Annotated in this window: 15 protein-coding genes; 6 read left to right on the top strand and 9 right to left on the bottom strand. The window is 71.3% G+C overall.

Annotated elements, in window-relative coordinates; translation table 11 throughout:
* Positions 1-59: 59 nt before the first annotated feature.
* Together FO059_RS05250 and FO059_RS05245 are read right to left on the bottom strand one after the other, a co-directional pair.
* Positions 60-515 carry a sterol carrier family protein gene (locus FO059_RS05250; RefSeq protein WP_158726613.1) on the bottom strand — a complete coding sequence of 152 codons (456 nt, stop codon included), beginning with the start codon at positions 513-515 and terminating at the stop codon, positions 60-62.
* Positions 516-646: 131 nt separating this feature from the next.
* Positions 647-2,494: an alpha/beta hydrolase gene (locus tag FO059_RS05245; RefSeq protein ID WP_233266900.1), complete on the bottom strand. Its 1,848-nt coding sequence runs from the start codon at positions 2,492-2,494 to the stop codon at positions 647-649.
* A 356-nt stretch (positions 2,495-2,850) separates the two neighbouring features.
* Between FO059_RS05245 and FO059_RS05240 the strand changes: the two genes are divergently transcribed.
* The gene (locus tag FO059_RS05240; protein ID WP_143906958.1) at positions 2,851-4,299 is read left to right on the top strand and encodes an alpha/beta hydrolase; all 1,449 of its coding nucleotides are present in this window, start codon (positions 2,851-2,853) and stop codon (positions 4,297-4,299) included.
* Positions 4,300-4,319: 20 nt separating this feature from the next.
* On the opposite strand, the gene purL is transcribed toward FO059_RS05240, so the two are convergent.
* Together purL and FO059_RS05230 are read right to left on the bottom strand one after the other, a co-directional pair.
* The gene (gene purL, locus FO059_RS05235; protein ID WP_143910458.1) at positions 4,320-6,635 is read right to left on the bottom strand and encodes a phosphoribosylformylglycinamidine synthase subunit PurL; all 2,316 of its coding nucleotides are present in this window, start codon (positions 6,633-6,635) and stop codon (positions 4,320-4,322) included.
* A 150-nt stretch (positions 6,636-6,785) separates the two neighbouring features.
* Positions 6,786-8,159 carry a M18 family aminopeptidase gene (locus FO059_RS05230; protein WP_143906956.1) on the bottom strand — a complete coding sequence of 458 codons (1,374 nt, stop codon included), beginning with the start codon at positions 8,157-8,159 and terminating at the stop codon, positions 6,786-6,788.
* A 266-nt stretch (positions 8,160-8,425) separates the two neighbouring features.
* Between FO059_RS05230 and FO059_RS05225 the strand changes: the two genes are divergently transcribed.
* Positions 8,426-9,439 carry a Dyp-type peroxidase gene (locus tag FO059_RS05225; protein WP_143910457.1) on the top strand — a complete coding sequence of 338 codons (1,014 nt, stop codon included), beginning with the start codon at positions 8,426-8,428 and terminating at the stop codon, positions 9,437-9,439.
* Positions 9,440-9,451: 12 nt separating this feature from the next.
* A complete protein-coding gene (locus tag FO059_RS05220) occupies positions 9,452-10,249 on the top strand; it encodes a family 1 encapsulin nanocompartment shell protein (RefSeq protein WP_143910456.1) in 798 nt (265 codons plus the stop codon).
* Positions 10,250-10,336: 87 nt separating this feature from the next.
* Here FO059_RS05220 and purQ read toward each other — a convergent pair whose 3' ends face one another.
* Both purQ and purS read right to left on the bottom strand, forming a co-directional pair.
* Positions 10,337-11,017 carry a phosphoribosylformylglycinamidine synthase subunit PurQ gene (purQ, locus tag FO059_RS05215; RefSeq protein ID WP_143906954.1) on the bottom strand — a complete coding sequence of 227 codons (681 nt, stop codon included), beginning with the start codon at positions 11,015-11,017 and terminating at the stop codon, positions 10,337-10,339.
* Complete coding sequence (gene purS, locus FO059_RS05210) at positions 11,014-11,256, bottom strand: phosphoribosylformylglycinamidine synthase subunit PurS (RefSeq protein WP_143906952.1); 243 nt, start codon at positions 11,254-11,256, stop codon at positions 11,014-11,016. Before purS ends, purQ begins: the two co-directional genes overlap by 4 nt.
* 144 nt (positions 11,257-11,400) lie before the next feature.
* Between purS and FO059_RS05205 the strand changes: the two genes are divergently transcribed.
* Positions 11,401-12,063 (top strand): MBL fold metallo-hydrolase, encoded by a 663-nt coding sequence (locus FO059_RS05205; protein ID WP_143906950.1) that lies wholly within the window; start codon positions 11,401-11,403, stop codon positions 12,061-12,063.
* Positions 12,064-12,102: 39 nt separating this feature from the next.
* Here FO059_RS05205 and FO059_RS05200 read toward each other — a convergent pair whose 3' ends face one another.
* Positions 12,103-12,600, bottom strand: a complete 498-nt coding sequence (locus tag FO059_RS05200) for a glutathione peroxidase (protein WP_143906948.1) — start codon at positions 12,598-12,600, stop codon at positions 12,103-12,105.
* A gap of 133 nt (positions 12,601-12,733) precedes the next feature.
* Here FO059_RS05200 and FO059_RS05195 point away from each other — a divergent pair, with 133 nt between their 5' ends.
* Together FO059_RS05195 and modA are read left to right on the top strand one after the other, a co-directional pair.
* Positions 12,734-13,150, top strand: coding sequence for a TOBE domain-containing protein (locus tag FO059_RS05195; protein ID WP_143906946.1), 417 nt, complete (start codon positions 12,734-12,736; stop codon positions 13,148-13,150).
* On the top strand, positions 13,147-13,923 hold the full coding sequence (gene modA / locus FO059_RS05190) for a molybdate ABC transporter substrate-binding protein (protein WP_143906944.1): 777 nt from the start codon (positions 13,147-13,149) through the stop codon (positions 13,921-13,923). Before FO059_RS05195 ends, modA begins: the two co-directional genes overlap by 4 nt.
* Positions 13,924-14,044: 121 nt before the next feature.
* Here modA and FO059_RS05185 read toward each other — a convergent pair whose 3' ends face one another.
* On the bottom strand, positions 14,045-16,177 hold the full coding sequence (locus tag FO059_RS05185) for a S9 family peptidase (RefSeq protein ID WP_143906942.1): 2,133 nt from the start codon (positions 16,175-16,177) through the stop codon (positions 14,045-14,047).
* Positions 16,174-17,064: a phosphoribosylaminoimidazolesuccinocarboxamide synthase gene (locus FO059_RS05180; RefSeq protein ID WP_143906940.1), complete on the bottom strand. Its 891-nt coding sequence runs from the start codon at positions 17,062-17,064 to the stop codon at positions 16,174-16,176. Before FO059_RS05180 ends, FO059_RS05185 begins: the two co-directional genes overlap by 4 nt.
* Positions 17,065-17,067: the final 3 nt, after the last annotated feature.

Here is a 17,067-nt window from a genome sequence, read left to right as displayed (position 1 = left end):
ACCGCCGCCGCGCCACCGGGCGTGGTCGGTCACACCCTCGCCGACGGCGCCGGCGGTGTTCACAGCGGCACGATCGGCAACCAGCGTGCGATCTCCGCCGCGCGCGAGCCCGACGCCGTCACCGCGCCGCCCGCGACCGCCCGCTCCCACGTCCACCGTCCCGACGCGAGCCGGAGCCATGTCAGCGCATCGGTCTCCACCACGTTCGGCGGCGTCCCCCGCGTGTGCCGGGGTCCTTCGATGCATTGCACGGCGACGAACGGCGGAACACGCACCTCCACGCTGTGCCCCGGCGCGACCGCCTCCAGCGTGCGCGCGCTCAGGCGCACCGCCTCCGCGACGACGGCCCGCGCGGGCCTGCCCCCGGCTGCGGGCGCCCCGCCGCCACCGTCCGTGGCACCACCGTCCGTGGCACCACCGTCCGTGGCACCACCGGCGGCGGCGTCACCGACAGCGGCGTCACCGCCAGCGGCGTCACCATCTGCAGCGTCCAGCCACGCGCGCACCGCGAGCATCGCCGCCCGCGTGCGCGCCGGGTCCGCCGTTCTCCGTCCTGCCACAGCCACCTGCCTCCGTCCGTGCGCCCGTCGGAGCGCATCCGCCTTCGTTCTTGCGCCCGCAACGGCGGGGCGGCCTCACGGCCCGCTCATTTCTCCGGCCCCTGGTGATCACGGGCCCGTTGCAGAAGTACGCGCGTCCGTTCGGTGTCGCCGTCGGTCCAGCCGGGCGGCGCCGCCACGGCCGCCCACCCGTCGAGCATCTGGGTGCCGTAGTTGTGGCCGTGCCCGTCGGGGACGTCCGCCGCCATCGCCAGGTCCGCGCTCACCTGCCAGAAGGTGACCAGCGGGAACCAGCGCATCGCCTCCAGGCGGTCGTACCCCGGCGTCTCGGACAGCCAGGCCGGCCGGTGCAGCAGCAGGTCGGTCGACCACCACACCACCGGGTCGGACGGGTGCTGGATATAGAGCACCCGCGGCTTCAGCCACGTCCCCTGGCCGCGCGCCTCCTGCAGCTCGTCGGCCCGGATGTCTTCGGCGTCGTTCGCGAATCGCACCACCAATCCGCCCGCGTAGGTGGGCTCGATCTCGTCGGTGCCCGGATCCCGGCGCGTGACGATGCTGCGCCACAGCCGGCTGCTGTTGGGCGGCCCCACCCACAGGACCCCGTCCACGGTCTCCCTGACGTCCGCGAGTGACTCGAAGGCCCCCTCGCCCGCCGTGACGCCCAGGCTCTCCCCGTAGACGTACAACTCGGGCCGGTCTCCGTCCGGCCGCCCGGCCACAGTCTCCTCGTACTCGTCGTGCACAGTGTCGATCAGTCGCTTCCCGGCCTCCGCCGCGGCGTCGCGGTCGGTCAGAAACGACACTGCGCTGGGCTTGTAGGAGTATTGGGAGGCGATGATCGCCGTGTCCCCGCCGTACATCAGCTCGATGGCCTGCGCGGCGGTGGGATTGACCCATCCCGTGCCGGTGGTGGGGATGACGATGACGGCTTCACGGTCGAACGCGCCCGTGCGCGCGATCTCCTCGCGCAGCAGCCGCATGCGGTCCTGCGGCGTGGGCGCCGAATCGAGGCCGACGTACAGCCGTATCGGCTGCTTCGCGGGTTCGCCCGTCTGCCGCTGCAGCTCGTCCTGGCGCCAGCCCCGCGCCACGAAGTACCGCCCCTCGTAACCGAGGGTGTCCCAGGGGATCAGCGACGCGCCGCTGCCCGAGCGCTCCGGTTGCAGCGGCTGCTCGATCCCGGGCGGCGTCGCCTCGTTGTTGGCGCTGAAGATGCGGTTGGTGACGCCTTCCGTGACGCGCAGCAGCACCTCGTCGACCACCACCAACACAATGGCGGCGACGGCGACCGATCCCATCGCGACCGCCGCCGCCCGGGGCATGCCGGTGCGCCGGGACAGCACCCTGCCGATCCCCACCGCCGCGTCCCGCAGCAACCGCGCCGCGGTGACGACGGCGGCGAGCACGCCGACGGTGACCAGACCGGCCCGGATGTATCCGCCGGCGCTCGCCCCCTGCTCGCCCATGAGCGCGGCGAGGTCGCGCTGCCACATCGACGACAGGATCAGCATGCCGATCGTGGCCACCACGCACACGAGCACCACGGCGACGCGCACCGCGTGCAGGCGGGGCCGCCGCAGCGGCCACCATGGCCGGCGGTCCAGGTAGACGCGCCGCACCGCCCAGCCGGCGACCAGCCCCACGCCGTACCCCAGAGCCGCGCTGATTCCGCCGATGAGGCCTTGGTACAGCCACCCGCGCGGCAGCAGCGACGGGGTCAGCGACCAGCACAGGAACAGCGTCGCGAAGAAGACGCCGGTGATGTCGAACTTCGCCAGTCCGGCGGCCCACCGGCCCGCCCCGCGCAGGCGAGGGTACCGCCGCGGGCCGTCCTCGCCGATCTCCCCGACGCGCGGTGCGCCGGCGTCGCCGCCGGCCGGGTCGTCCGCGGGGGCGGCGCCGCGCTCCGCGTCGCCGGGCCTAACGAGCACGGCGGCGGGCACGGGCGAGGCGGGACGCCGGAACCATGGACACCGGATGCCCCCTTCCCGCTTCGTCATTCCAGGACGGACAGGCTCATGCTATTACCCGCGCGAGCACCGTCGGGCCGTACGTCGGCCCTCCACCCGCCGAGGTGCCCGTCCTCGTCCATGCGGGTTCCATCTTCGTCCATGCGGGTTCCATCTTCGTCCATGCGGGTTCCATCTTCGTCCATGCGGGTTCCATCTTCGTCCATGCGGGTTCTGCCCGAACCGGCACGGACCCCCACGGAATTCCCTAGCATGAATCACCTCGCGGACCACGCCGCCGGTCCCCCACGCGGGCCGGCACGAGGAGGCCGGAAACCATGGACCCCGCCACCGCCACCCGTCGCGGTTTCCTCGCCGGCGCCCTCGGCGCCGGCGCCGCCCTCGGGCTCGCGGCGTGCGGGTCGAATGCGGCCGGAGGCACCGCGCCGGCGGCCGCCGGCCCGATCGCACCGCCGACCACCCTCACGCCTCCTCCTCCCGGCCCTCCCGGGCCCGGTGCCACGCCGCTTCCCCCGTTCCGGCTCTTCGCCGACGAGTCGATGAACTTCGACGCGCTGTTCGGCCTCGGCGAATCGGCCTACGGGATCTCCGAGGCCGGCGAGGTCGTCACCGCGGTGAACCAGGCGAACGCCGCCGGCGCAGGCTACGACGGCTACGTCACCGCATTCCGGGCGATGGGCGACCGCCTGGCAGCGGCCTCCGATGCCGCGACGGCGGCCGGCGACCGCGTCACGGCCCGCGATACCGCGCTCCGCGCCGCGTCGTACTACACGCGCGCCGTGTTCTTCGTGCTCGGCACCGCCGACCCGGGCGACGAGAAGGCCCTCTACGCGGAGTACCGCAAGGGATGGGACCGGGGCGTTTCCGGCGCCGGTCTGGCGATCGGGTCGCGTCCCGCCGCCGAGATCGTGCAGATCCCGTACGGCGACGGCGGCCTGACGGGGTGGCTGTTCAGGCCCGACGACTCCGGAACGGCGCGGCGCACCGTGATAGTCAACAACGGCAGCGACGCGCAGGGCGTCGAGCTGATCGCCTACGGCGTCCGCGCGGCGCTGGACCGGGACTGGAACGCCCTGGTCTTCGAGGGCCCGGGACAGGGCGCGATGCTGTTCGAGCGGGGCATCCCCTTCCGCCCCGACTGGGAGAAAGTGATCACGCCGATCGTCGATCTGCTCTCCGGGCGCGACGACGTCGCCGCAAACGCCATCGCACTCACCGGGTGGAGCATGGGAGGAGAGCTCGTGGCCCGGGCGGCGGCCTACGAGCATCGGCTCGCCGCGCTCGTCGCCGATCCGCCCGCAGTGGACATGTGGCGGACACTTCCCGACCAGGTGCGGCAGATCGTCGACCCCGACGACCCCGAACGGACGAACACGATCTGGAACGAGCACATGGTCCCCGGGATGTCGCCGGAGCAGCGGTTCACCGTGGCCAAGCGCATGGAGATCTACACCCCGGAGGCGCACCGCGCGGCGCTCGCAGGACATCCCACCCGCGATTTCGCCGCCGTCGCGGCACGGATGAAGAAGTTCACCGTCGCCGAGGACACGCCCCGGATCCGGTGCCCCACGCTTGTGCTCGACTACGAGGGCGAGAGCTTCTATCCCGGGCAACCAGAGGAGTTCCTGTCACTGCTCACAGTCGATGACAAGACACTGGTCACGCTCACCGCCGCCGACGGCGCCCAGTACCACTGCGCCCCGATGGCGCCGGCCCGCCGCAACGAGGTCGTCTTCGACTGGCTCGACGACGCCGTCCCCGGCTGACCGCCGCCCCGCGCCCGGCGTCAGCCGAACAGCTTCGGCAGCGTCGATTCGTGCACCTCACGCAGCTCGTCGAGGGTCACCTGGAAGTGGTCCTGCACCTCCACCGAGTCGGACCCCTGGTCGACGACGCCGATGCGCACCCACGGCATCGCACGCGCGTCGCACATCGCGATGAACCGGCTCTCCTCGGTGCGCGGCACCGCCACCAGCGCCCGGCCGGCGGACTCCGAGAACAGCGTCACGAACGGGTCGGCGCCCTCGGGGATGATGACCCGGCAGCCCGTCTCGCCCGCCAACGCGGATTCGATGACCGCCTGGGCCAGTCCGCCCTCGGACAGGTCATGTGCGGCGCTGAGCAGTCCGTCGCGGCTGCCGGCGACGAGGATCTCGGAGAGCAGCCGCTCGCGCTCCAGGTCGACGCGCGGCGGCACGCCGCCGAGGTGGCCGTGCTCCACCTGCGACCACGCGGAGCCGTCGAGCTCGTCGCGCGTCTCGCCGAGCAGGATCAGGGTCTCCCCCGGCTCGCGCCCCAGCCCCGTCGGGAGGCGGCGGTGGACGTCGTCGAAAACGCCGAGCACGCCCGCCACGGGAGTGGGCAGGATCGGCTCGCTGCCGGTCTGGTTGTAGAAGCTCACGTTGCCGCCGGTCACGGGGATGCCCAGCTGGGCGCATCCGTCCGCCAGCCCGCGCACCGCCTGCTGGAACTGCCACATCACGCCCGGGTCCTCGGGCGAACCGAAGTTGAGGCAGTTCGTGACCGCCGCGGGCACCGCGCCGCTGACGGACACGCTGCGGTAGGCCTCGGCCAGGGCCAGCTGCGCACCCGCATAGGGGTCGAGCGCCGTGTACCGGCCGGAGGCGTCGGTGGCCAGGGCGATGCCGCGCCCCGTCTCCTCGTCGATGCGGATCACGCCGGAGTCGGCGTTCTCCGCCAGCACGGTGTTGCCGCGCACGTAGCGGTCGTACTGCTCGGTGATCCATTTGCGGCTGCACAGCTGCGGCGAGGCGATCATCCGCATCAGCGTGGCGCGCAGATCCGCGGACGTCTGCGGGCGCGCCAACGACGCCGTGGTGTTCCCGATCAGCGCATCCTGGGAGTCCGGGCGCGCGACCGGCCGGTGGTACACCGGGCCCTCGTCGGCGAGGCTCGACGGCGGCGCGTCCACCACGGTCCGCCCGTTCCATTGGATGACGAGGTTGTCGCCGTCGGTCACCTCGCCGATGTCGGTGGCCAGCACGTCCCACTTGGCGCAGACCGCCATGAACGCGTCGACGTTCTCCGGCGCGACGACCGCGCACATGCGTTCCTGCGACTCGCTGGAGAGCACCTCCGCCGGGGTCATGCCCTCGGCACGCAGCGGGACCCGGTCCAACCGGACCAGCATGCCGCCGTCGCCGGCCGCGGCCAGCTCAGAGGTGGCGCAGGCGAGCCCCGCGCCGCCGAGGTCCTGGATCCCCACGACGAGCTCCGCCGCGTAGAGCTCCAGGCAGCATTCGATGAGGACCTTCTCCGTGAACGGGTCGCCCACCTGCACGGCGGGAAGCTTGCGGCGGCCCTGCGATTCGTCGAAGGTCTCCGACGCCAGCACCGAGACGCCCCCGATGCCGTCCAGGCCGGTGCGGGCGCCGAACAGGATGATCCGGTTGCCGGTGCCCGACGCGTGCGCCAGGTGCAGGTCCTCCTTGCGCATCACGCCCGCACACAGCGCGTTGACCAGGGGGTTACCCTGATAGGAGGAGTCGAAGACGGTCTCGCCGCCGATGTTCGGCAGGCCCAGGCAGTTGCCGTATCCGCCGACGCCCGCCACGACGCCGTCGACCACGCGCCGGGTGTCGGCGTGCTCGACGGCACCGAACCGCAGCTGATCCATGACCGCGATCGGCCGCGCGCCCATCGCCATGATGTCGCGCACGATGCCGCCCACGCCGGTGGCCGCACCCTGATACGGCTCCACATAGGACGGATGGTTGTGGCTCTCCACCTTGAAGGTCACCGCCCAGCCGTCGCCGATGTCGACCACGCCCGCGTTCTCGCCGATGCCGGCGAGCATCTTCGAGCGCATCTGCTCCGTGGTGGTCTCGCCGAAGTACTTCAGGTGCACCTTGGACGACTTGTAGGAGCAGTGCTCGCTCCACATCACCGAATACATGGCCAGTTCGGCGTCCGTGGGGCGGCGGCCCAGGATCTCGCGGACGCGCGCGTACTCGTCGTCCTTCAAGCCCAGCTCGCGGAAAGGCTGCTCGAGGTCCGGGGTGGCGGCTGCGTTCGAGACCGTGTCCACGGCCTGTTCCGAGACGACGGACGGCTGTGCTGACGCTGACTGCTGCGCTGACACGGGTGACTGTGCTGACACGGGTGGAAGGGTCCTTTCGGTGCAGCGGAATGCCCACGGCGATGGCACGGTCAGTCTATCCGTGCGGGTTCCTCCGGCGCTGGCAGGTGCACCCGACGGGGGGCGGCGTGCGATCCCCGTCGAACATGCGTCTCAGCCCGCCAGGAACGCCGCCAGCGCCGCCGCGTACGCCGCGACGTCCGACGCGGCCATCAGCTCGCGCGCCGAGTGCATGGCCAGCTGCGGCGCCCCCACGTCGACGGTGGTGATGCCGGTGCGCGAGGCGGTGATGGGACCGATGGTCGAACCGCACGGCAGGTCCGCGCGATGCACGTACCGCTGCAACGGCACTCCGGCCCGCTCGCAGGCCAGCGCGAACTCGGCGGCGCCGGTGGCGTCGGAGGCGTAGCGGAGGTTCTGATTGACCTTGAGCACGGGACCGCCCCCCGCGAGGATGGTGTGCCGGGGTTCGTGCCGCTCCGCATAGTTGGGGTGGGTGGCGTGCGCCATGTCGCCGGAGACACAGAGCGACCCGGCCAGCGCCCGCAGGTAGTCGTCGCGCCCGCCGCCGCGCGCCAGCACCACCCGCTCGAGCACCGTCCCGAGCAGGTCGGAAAACGCGCCGCGCGCGGACATGCTCCCGACCTCCTCGTGATCGAACAGCACCAGCACCGGGTCCGCCGCGTCCTGCTCCTCCGCCGCCGCGTCCAGCAGCGCGCTGAGCCCGGCATAGCACGTCGCCTGGTTGTCCAGCCGCGGCGCGCTGACCAGCTCACCGTCCGCCCCGGTGAGGGCGCTGGGCGCGAGGTCGTGCGTCATGAGCTCCCAGCCCAACACCGACTGCGCCGGGACCCCCGCCCGGTCCGCGAGCATGCCGAGGAATCCGCCCTCCGGCCCGTCCGCCCACGAGCCCAGCCCGTACACCGCGTCGACGTGCCGCTGCGGGTCGAGCTGCACGCCCTTGCGGTCCTCCGACAGGTGGATCGCGAGCTGCGGCACGCGCAGCACCGGCTGGTCCACGCGCACGAGCCGGTGCTCCACCCCGCGCCCGGCGGACACCGCCAGGCGGCCGGAAACACCCAGGTCGCGGTCCAGCCACGAGTTGAGCCAGGCGCCGCCGTACGGCTCCAGGCCCACCATCCGCCAGCCCGCCGAGTCGATCTCCGGGTGCTGCTTGACCCGCAGGTTGGGGCTGTCGGTGTGGGCGCCGATGATGCGGAACGGGCGCGCCGCATACGCCGTCGGGACAAAGGTTTCCGTGCGGTGGCCGCGGGACCGCCAGGCGATGAGCGAGCCGCCGCGGATCAGGAAGTACCCGCCGGGTTCCTCCGGCCACGAATCGGTCTCGTCGAGCTCGCGGAAGCCGGCGGCCCGCAGACGCGCCGCCGCCGTCTCGCACGCATGGAACGGGGACGGCGAGGCGTCGATGAACTCGCACAGACCCGCGGCGTCCGCGGACGTGACGGGGCTGCCGGAACCTTCGGGGCTGTCGGAACCTTCGAAGCGGGAGGTATCAGCGGTGGCCATGACGCCATCATGGCAGGCGCCACCGACAGCGTCTTCTCCGCCGACCGGGTGCCCGGAGACACGCGTTCCATTACGGTGGGAGACGCATGTTCGAGTAGCGCGCAAGTGCACCCGGCCGGGCGCTGAATCGTCCGGGTGCTGAATCGTCCGGGCGCGAACCGGTGCTGCGCCCGGCCGCCACGCACGAAGGCCACGCACGAAGGCCGACCATGGACAGGAGACGATCGATGACCGAGGGGCACGAGAACCGCTCCGGCGGAACGAGCCTGCCGCCCGCCAAACCCCAGTCGGTCGCGACGCCGCTGACGTCCGCCGCGATCTTCCTGACGCTCACCATCGACACCGGCGGCGAGGAGGCGGTGCGCGTACTGCTGCCCGACGTCGCCGGTCTGCGCAGGGCGATCGCGTTCCGCAAACCCGACTCCGCACCGGAGGTCGTCATCGGCATCGGCGCCGACGCCTGGCCCCGGCTGTTCGCGGCGGAACCGCCGCCGGAGCTGCACCCGTTCGTCGAACTCGACGGCGGCCGCCACAGTGCCCCCTCCACCCCCGGCGACCTGCTCTTCCACATCCAGGCCGGGTCGCCCGGCGCATGCTTCGCGCTGGCCGACCAGATCATGAGCGCACTGCGCGGCGCAGTAAGCCCCGTCGACGAGGTGCACGGCTTCCAGTATTTCGACCGCCGCAACCTCCTCGGCTTCGTCGACGGCACGGAGAACCCGGAGGGCGCGGAAGCGGCCGGCGCCGCCTACATCGACGCCGGAGACCCCTTCGCCGCCGGCAGCTATGTCATCGTGCAGAAGTACCTGCACGACATGGACTCCTGGAACGCCGTCTCCGTCGAGGAACAGCAGCGGGTGGTGGGCCGCACGAAGCTCGACGACATCGAGCTGGGCGACGACCGGCCGACGAACTCCCACGTGGCGCTCACCGACATCGCCGACGACGACGGAAACGACCTGGCCATCTATCGCGCCAACATGCCCTTCGGCGCCCCCACCGAGGACCTGCACGGCACCTACTTCATCGGGTACGCCAAACGCGCGGACACGCTCGAGCGCATGCTGCGCAACATGTTCCTGGGCGACCCGCCCGGCAACTACGATCGACTCCTCGACTTCTCCACGCCGCAGACCGGCAACCTGTACTTCGTTCCGTCCCAGTCCTTCCTCGGCGATCTGCCCCCCGCACCGGTCGCGGGACGCGCTGCGGCGGACGAGGCCGGCGACGCCCCCGCCCCCGACACCCACGGTTCCCTCGGAATCGGCAGCCTCAAGTAGGAGTGACGCATGATGAGCAATCTGCACCGTGAACTCGCACCGATCACCGACGGCGCCTGGGCCGAGATCGAGGAGGAGGCCCGGCGCACGTTCAAGCGGAACATCGCCGGCCGCCGCGTCGTCGACGTCGTCGGCCCCGCGGGCCTCGACCTCGCCGCCGTGGGCACCGGCCACACCGAGGCGATCGACGCGCCCGGCGGCGGCGTCCAGGCCCGGCTACGCACCGCCCGGCCCGTCGTCGAGTTGCGGGTGCCGTTCACGGTGACGCGGGCCGCCGTCGACGACGTGGAGCGCGGCTCGCAGGACTCCGACTGGGATCCGGTGAAGGAGGCCGCCAAGACCATCGCGCTGCACGAGGACCGCGCGATCTTCGAGGGCTATGCGGCCGCGCACATCACGGGCATCAAGCAGGCCGCCTCGCACGAGCCGATGGCGCTGCCCGGCGACCCGCTGCAGGCGCCCACCGCACTGGCCCAGGCGCTGAGCATCCTGCGCCTCGACGGCGTGGACGGCCCGTATTCGATCCTGATGGATGCCGAGGCGTACACCGCCGTGTCCGAGACCACCGACCACGGCTACCCCATCAAGGAGCACCTCAAGCGGCTCATCGACGGCGACATCGTGTGGGCGCCGGGGCTCGAGGGCGCGGTGGTGCTCACCACCCGCGGTGGCGACTTCGCGCTGCACATCGGCCAGGACCTGTCGATCGGCTACACCTCGCACGACGCCGAGAGCATCGAGCTGTACCTGACCGAGTCGTTCACCTTCGCGGTCTACTCCGACGAAGCCGCGGTGACGCTCGGCAAGTAGGGGCGGCCGAACCCTCCTCGCACAGAGTCCGGGGCACGTTCACCACTGGTGAACGTGCCCCGGAACCGCGTCTGCGTGCCGTACCCGTCAGGCCCCTGCGAGCACCCCGTCGAGTACCGACAGGAACATGCCGAGGCCGTCGTCGCTGGGGCCGGTGAGCGCCTCGGTGGCGTGCTCCGGGTGCGGCATAAGCCCCACCACCCGGCCGTTCTCTGAGGCCACACCGGCGATCGCACTCTGGGAACCATTGGGGTTGTCGCCCACGTAGCGGAACACCACACGGCCGTCGCCCTCGAGCTGCTCGAGCACGTCGGCCGGAGCCTGATATCGGCCCTCACCGGACTTGAGCGGGATGAGGATCTCCGCACCCGCGTCGTACCGCGCCGTCCACGCGGTCGCGTCGGACTCCACGCGCAGCCATTGATCGCGGCAGATGAACAGCAGGTCCTCGTTACGGGTGAGTGCGCCCGGCAGCAGGCCGGCCTCGCACAGCACCTGGAAACCGTTGCAGATCCCCAGCACGGGCATGCCCCTGCCCGCCGCCTCGACCACCTCGCCCATCACCGGCGAGAAGCGCGCGATGGCGCCGCAGCGCAGGTAGTCGCCGTAGGAGAAGCCGCCGGGCACGACCACCGCGTCGACTCCCTTGAGGTCCGCGTCGCCGTGCCAGAGGCTCACGGCCTCCGCGCCGGACGCCCGCACCGCACGGGCCGCGTCCACATCGTCGAGCGTGCCGGGGAACGTGATGACACCGATGCGCGCGCTCACGACTGCTGCACCCGGGTGACGTTCCAGTCCTCGATGACCGTGTTGGCCAGCACGTCCTCGGCGATCTTGGCCAGGTCCGCGTCCGAGACGGAACCGTCGACCTCGAGCTCGAAGCGCTTGCCCTGCCGCACACCCGCCACCCCGGCGTACCCGAGCCGGCCGAGCGCGCCGGCGATAGCCTGCCCCTGGGGGTCCAGGATCTCTTCCTTGGGCATGACGTCCACCACTACACGGGCCACGCGTCGCTCCTCGAAGTCGAAACGAAAGATCGGATCCGGCGGCCGGATCCGGAATGGATTGCGGGAACCCCGGCTGAGGCGCCCGGCCGACACCCGTCGGCCACGTGGCAGTCTACCGGTCCGGTTCCGTCGCATACTGGTGCCATGCGACTGACACATTTCGGACACTCGTGCCTGCTCGTCGAGCTCGGCGGGGCGCGCATCCTCATCGATCCCGGCAACCTCTCCGGCGGCTTCGAACCGCTCACGGGGCTCGATGCGATCCTGGTGACGCACCAGCATCCGGACCACGGAGACGTGGCGCGTCTGCCTGCACTGCTCAACGCCAACCCGCAGGCCGCCGCGTACTGCGACCCGCAGAGCGCCCGGCTGTGGGCGGACGAGGCATGGGGTCCGCGGTTCACTGCGGCGCACGTCGGCGACGAGTTCGTCATCGCCGACGTGCGCGTGGACGTGGGCGGCGGCACCCACGCGACGATCCACCCGGACATCCCGCTGGTCGACAACGCGAGCTACATCCTGTCCACGGCGCAGCAGGCGGGCGCATTCATGCACCCGGGCGACGCGCTGTTCGTCCCCGAACAACCCATCGACGTACTGGCCCTGCCCGCCACCGCACCGTGGTCCAAGCTGCAGGAGACCGTCGACTACTTCCGCGCCGTCGCGCCGCGCGTCGCGATCCCGATCCACACCGCCATCGTGTCGGAGCCCGGGCTGGGGATCTACCTGGGCCAGCTGCAGAACCTCGGTCCGGCGGACTCGCGGTTCCTGACGCCGCCGCGCGAGGAGGCGGTGGAGATCGCCTGACCCCCGCCCCGGCCCCAGCTCTACTCAGCCCAGCGCAGCTCAGCCCAGCGCAGCTTCCAGGGCCTCGATGACAGCCGGGTCGTCGGGCGTCGTCGTGGGCCGGAAGCGCCGCAACACGGCGCCGTCGGCGCCGATGAGGAACTTCTCGAAGTTCCACTGGACGTCGCCGGCCTCGCCCGCGTCGTCGGCCTTCTCCGTCAGCACGCCGTAGATCGGGTGCCGGCCCTTCCCGTTCACCTCGATCTTCTCCATCATCGGGAAGGTGACTCCGTAGGTCGCGGAGCAGAACTCCGCGATCTCCTCCGCAGTACCGGGCTCCTGGCCCATGAACTGGTTGCACGGGAAGCCCACCACGGTGAGGCCGCGCGCGGCGTAGTCCTTCGCCAACTGCTCCAGCGCCGTGTACTGCGGCGTGAGCCCGCACTTGGAGGCCACGTTCACCGCCAGCACTGGGCCGGAGCCCGTCGCATGCGCGATCGTCGTCGGCTCGCCGGCCAGGGTGTTGACGGACAGGTTCATCAGGTCGTCTGCGCTCATGCCCCAACGCTACCCACAAAGAGCGCAGGCCAGGAACGGCCGCCGATCCGCCGCGGCGGCACCCGATGCACCAATCTCGACGACAACGCCCATTATTGTCGCATTTGCGTCGATAATGAGCTTTGATGGTCGCATGCCTGAGTATCGCGTCCGCCATGCCGCCGATCTCCTCGGCGTCAGCACCGACACCGTGCGCCGCCTCATCGACACCGGCGCTCTGCCTGCCGAGAGCCGCCCCGGCGGGGTGACGATGATCGACGGTGCGGCGCTCGCCCGCCACGCCCGCGCGCACGCCGCCGCCGCGAACGACCCCTCCTCCGTGGGGCGGTCCGCACGCAACCGACTGGTGGGGCTCGTCACCGAGGTCAAGACGGACGGCGTGATGGCCCAGGTGGAGATCCAGGCCGGCCCGCACGCGGTGGTCTCTCTGATCAGCGCTGATTCGGCCCGCGAACTGGGGCTCGCGCCCGGCGTGCTCGCGGTCGCCGTGGTCAAGTCCACCAACGTCATCGTCGAGACGCCGGCTGCCCCCGAGGACGGGCCCCGATGAAGGCGGGGAGGTCACCGCGGACGCGGCCGGCCCTCCGGGCGTGCGGCGCCGCAGCGGCATCGCTCGCCGTGCTCGTAGTGTCGGCCTGCGCATCCGGCACGTCCGACACGCTCACCGTCTACGCCGCGGCCTCGCTCAAGGACACCTTCACGCAGATCGGCCACGTCTACGAGGAGCAGTACCCGGGCCGGAACGTGGAATTCTCCTTCGGCGGTTCCAACACGCTCGAGCAGCAGATCGCGAGCGGCGCCGACGCGGACGTGTTCGCCTCGGCCAACGAGGCGGTCATGCAGGACGCCGCATCGGCGGGGCTCACCGATGGGGACCCGGAGACGTTCACCTCCAACGTGCTCACCATCGTGACCCCGCCCGGCAACCCTGCCGGCATCGCCTCGTTCGCCGATCTGGCCCGGCCGGGCGTCTCAGTGGTCGTGTGCGCGCCGCAGGTGCCGTGCGGCGACGCGGCCGTACGGGTGGAGGACGGTGCGGGGGTTCGACTGAGCCCGGTCAGCGAGGAGAACAGCGTCACCGATGTGCTCGGCAAAGTACTCGCGGGCCAGGCCGACGCCGGACTCGTCTACGTCACCGACGCCGCGGCCGCCGGAAACCGGGTCGACACCGTGGACTTCCCGGAGGCCCGGCACGCGGTGAACCACTACCCCATCGCCGTGCTCGGCGGCGCCGGCGGCCAGGCGGGCGCGGCGCGCGATTTCGTCGGCATCGTCACCGGCGAGAAAGGGCAGCGGATCCTGCACGACGCCGGATTCCGCTGACTCCGGCGCGCCCGCCGCCCGCCCGGTTCCGCACACCGTCTCCCGCCGTCAGCGCGTGATCAGGCGCTCGGCGTGCACACGCGGTGCTCGAACCGTGTCGAATCGGCGAAGCCCGCGCGGCCTACGCCGCCCCCGCGGCGGTCAGCACCCACGCGTACTCGAATGCCGTCTGCCGCCACTTGTCGTAGCGACCGCTGACCCCGCCGTGCCCCGCGGCCATCTCCGTCTTCAGCAGGATCCCCTCGGACGTCTTCTCGTCGACCACCTCGCGCAGGCGGGCCACCCACTTGGCCGGCTCCACGTACAGCACCCGGGTGTCGTTGATGCTGGTGACCGCGAGGATCGCCGGGTACTGGCGGTTCTCGACGTTCTCGTACGGCGAGTACGTCTTCATGTACCGGTACACCTCGGGGTCGTGCAGCGGGTCGCCCCACTCGTCCCATTCGATGACGGTCAACGGCAGCGACGGGTCGAGGATGGACGTCAGCGGGTCCACGAACGGGACCACGGCGAGGATGCCGGCGAACAGTTCCGGCGCGATGTTCGCCACCGCCCCCATCAGCAGCCCACCCGCGCTGCCGCCCTCCGCCACCAGCTGCGCGGGCGTGGTGAGCCCGCTGTCCACCAGGTGGCGGGTGCAAGCGACGAAGTCGGTGAACGTGTTCCGCTTGGCCAGCTGCTTGCCGTCGTCGTACCAGCGGCGCCCCATCTCGCCGCCGCCGCGGACGTGCGCCACGGCGTAGACCATCCCCCTGTCGAGCAGCGACAGCCGCGCTATGGAGAACTCCGGGTCCACGCTGATCTCGTACGAGCCGTAGCCGTACAGCAGCGTCGGCGCCGGGGCCGCCGGGCCGTCGGTGCCGGGCACTCGCCGGATGATCGAGATCGGGATTCGGGTGCCGTCCGGCGCCGTCGCCCACTCGCGCTTCTGCTCGTAGTCGGCGGGGTCGAACGCCCGCCCCGACGGGTCGGGCAGCACCGGCTGCTGTTTGCGCAGGTGCAGCTCCCCGGTGGAGAACTCGTAGTCGTAGATCCGTGCAGGGGTGACGAACGAGGTCTGGCCGACGCGCAGCAGCGGCGACTCCCACTCGGAGGTGGCGCCGAGGCCCGCCGAGTACAGCTCCTCGTCGAAGCCGATCTCCCGCACGGGGCCGAACCCGGATGCGGTCACCGCCATCACGCCGATACGCGGAATGGCACCGCTGCGGTAGCCCACAGCGACGTGCCCGGCGAAGACGTCGATCTGCTCCAGGCGCACGTCGTCGCGATACGCGATGACCTCGGTCATCCGCCCGGGCTGGTCCACCGGCGCCTGGGCGAGCGCGAAGTTCTCCGCACCGTCGGCGTTGTGCAGGATCAGCAGGCGGTCGTCACCGCCCACCACCGCGTGATCGATCTCGTACTCGACGCCCTCACTTCGGGGCAGGACCACCCGGAACTCGCCGGCGGGATCGTCGGCGCCCAGGATCCACGACTCGGACGTGATCTTGGAGCCGAGTTCGATCACGATATACCGGCGGCTGCGGGTCACGCCGATGCCGAGCCAGTAGCGCTCGTCCGGCTCCGTGAACACCCGCACGTCGTCGCCGCGGCCCGTGCCCACGCGGTGCCGCCAGACGGTGTCGGGACGCCATGCGTCGTCGACGGTCGGGTAGAACACGTAGCGGCCGTCGGGCGAGAACACCGCGCCGGGGAAGGTGCCCGGGATCTCGTCGCCCAGCAGTTCTCCCGTGCGCAGGTCCTTGATCCGCAGCGTGTACCGCTCGTCGCCCGCGGTGTCGACGGCGAACGCCAGCAGCGTCCCGTCGTCGGAGACGGCGAAGCTGCCCAACGCGAAGAACTCGTGCCCCTCCGCCTCGGCGTTGCCGTCGAGCAGCACCTGTTCGCCGGGCACGGCGACGCCGGGCGCGAGCACCGGCGGAGTCCAATCGTCCGCGGCCGCGGGCGCCCGGCAGTGCAGGGCGTACTGCCTGCCCTCGACCGTACGGCTGTAGTACCACCAGCCGCCGTCGCGCACCGGCACCGACAGGTCGGTCTCCTGCACGCGGGAGCGGATCTCCTCGAACACCGCATCGCGCAGCGGGGTCAGCCCGGCGGTCCGCGCCTCGGTGTAGGCGTTCTCCGCCTCGAGGTGGGCACGCACCTCCGGCGCGTCCTTGTCGCGCAACCACTCGTAATCGTCGACGAACCCGTCGCCGTGGTGGGTGCGCCGCTCCGGGTGGCGAGGCGCAATGGGGGGCCGCCGGGGAATCACTCTCCGCCCGGCCAGTCGTCGAAGGAGCGGCCGCTGAGCCGCTCGTAGGCCTCCACGTAGCGCTGCCGGGTCGCGTCGACGACGTGCTGCGGCAGCGGCGGGGGCGGCGTGTCCGACGCGCGGTCCCACCCGGACTCGTCCGAGGTGAGCCAGTCACGCACGAACTGTTTGTCGTAGCTGGGCTGCGCGCTGCCCTCCGCATACCCGTCCACCGGCCAGAACCGGGAGGAATCCGCCGTCAGCACCTCGTCCGCCAGCACAAGGTTGCCGCCGGGGTCCGTGCCGAACTCGAACTTCGTGTCGGCGAGCAGGATCCCACGATCGTAAGCGAGCATCGACGCGCGCGAGTAGATGTCGATGGTGTCGTCGCGCAGTTTGACGGCGAGGTCTGCGCCGATCGCCGCCACCACCTGGTCGAAGGTGATGTTCTCGTCGTGGTCCCCCACCGCGGCCTTGCGGGCCGGCGTGAAGATCGGTTCCGGCAGCCTGCTCGCCTCCACCAGGCCGTCCGGCAATGCGACGCCGCACACCGCCCCCGTGGCGCGATAGTCGGCCATCCCGGAGCCGGTGAGGAATCCGCGTGCCACGCATTCGACCGGGATCATCTCGAGCTTGTGCACCACCAGCGCACGGCCCAGCACCTCTTCGGGGATCCGCTCGTCCTCCGCATCACCGGCGAGGTGGTTCGGCACGGACAGCTGGTCGAAGAAGTAGACGCTCATCGCGGTGAGCAACTTGCCCTTATCGGGGATGGGGGTGCTCAGGATGTGGTCATACGCGGAGATCCGATCCGAGGCGACCATGAGCAGGGTCTTCTCGTCGATCTCGTAGAGCTCCCGGACCTTGCCGGTGCTCAAGTGCTTGTAGTCAGACAGTGTGGGACGCACGGT

Source organism: Tomitella fengzijianii (assembly GCF_007559025.1).
Classification (GTDB): domain Bacteria; phylum Actinomycetota; class Actinomycetes; order Mycobacteriales; family Mycobacteriaceae; genus Tomitella; species Tomitella fengzijianii.
Note: the sequence above shows the minus strand (reverse complement) of the source record. Positions and strands in the feature narration are given on the sequence as shown.

Bases quoted from the DNA above. Each gene is read 5' to 3' on its own strand.
- FO059_RS05250 (WP_158726613.1), bottom strand. From the start codon at position 515: ATGCTCGCGGTGCGCGCGTGGCTGGACGCTGCAGATGGTGACGCCGCT.
- FO059_RS05240 (WP_143906958.1), top strand. From the start codon at position 2,851: ATGGACCCCGCCACCGCCACCCGTCGCGGTTTCCTCGCCGGCGCCCTC.
- FO059_RS05230 (WP_143906956.1), bottom strand. From the start codon at position 8,159: ATGGCCACCGCTGATACCTCCCGCTTCGAAGGTTCCGACAGCCCCGAA.
- FO059_RS05220 (WP_143910456.1), top strand. From the start codon at position 9,452: ATGAGCAATCTGCACCGTGAACTCGCACCGATCACCGACGGCGCCTGG.
- FO059_RS05205 (WP_143906950.1), top strand. From the start codon at position 11,401: ATGCGACTGACACATTTCGGACACTCGTGCCTGCTCGTCGAGCTCGGC.
- FO059_RS05200 (WP_143906948.1), bottom strand. From the start codon at position 12,600: ATGAGCGCAGACGACCTGATGAACCTGTCCGTCAACACCCTGGCCGGC.
- FO059_RS05195 (WP_143906946.1), top strand. From the start codon at position 12,734: ATGCCTGAGTATCGCGTCCGCCATGCCGCCGATCTCCTCGGCGTCAGC.
- modA (WP_143906944.1), top strand. From the start codon at position 13,147: ATGAAGGCGGGGAGGTCACCGCGGACGCGGCCGGCCCTCCGGGCGTGC.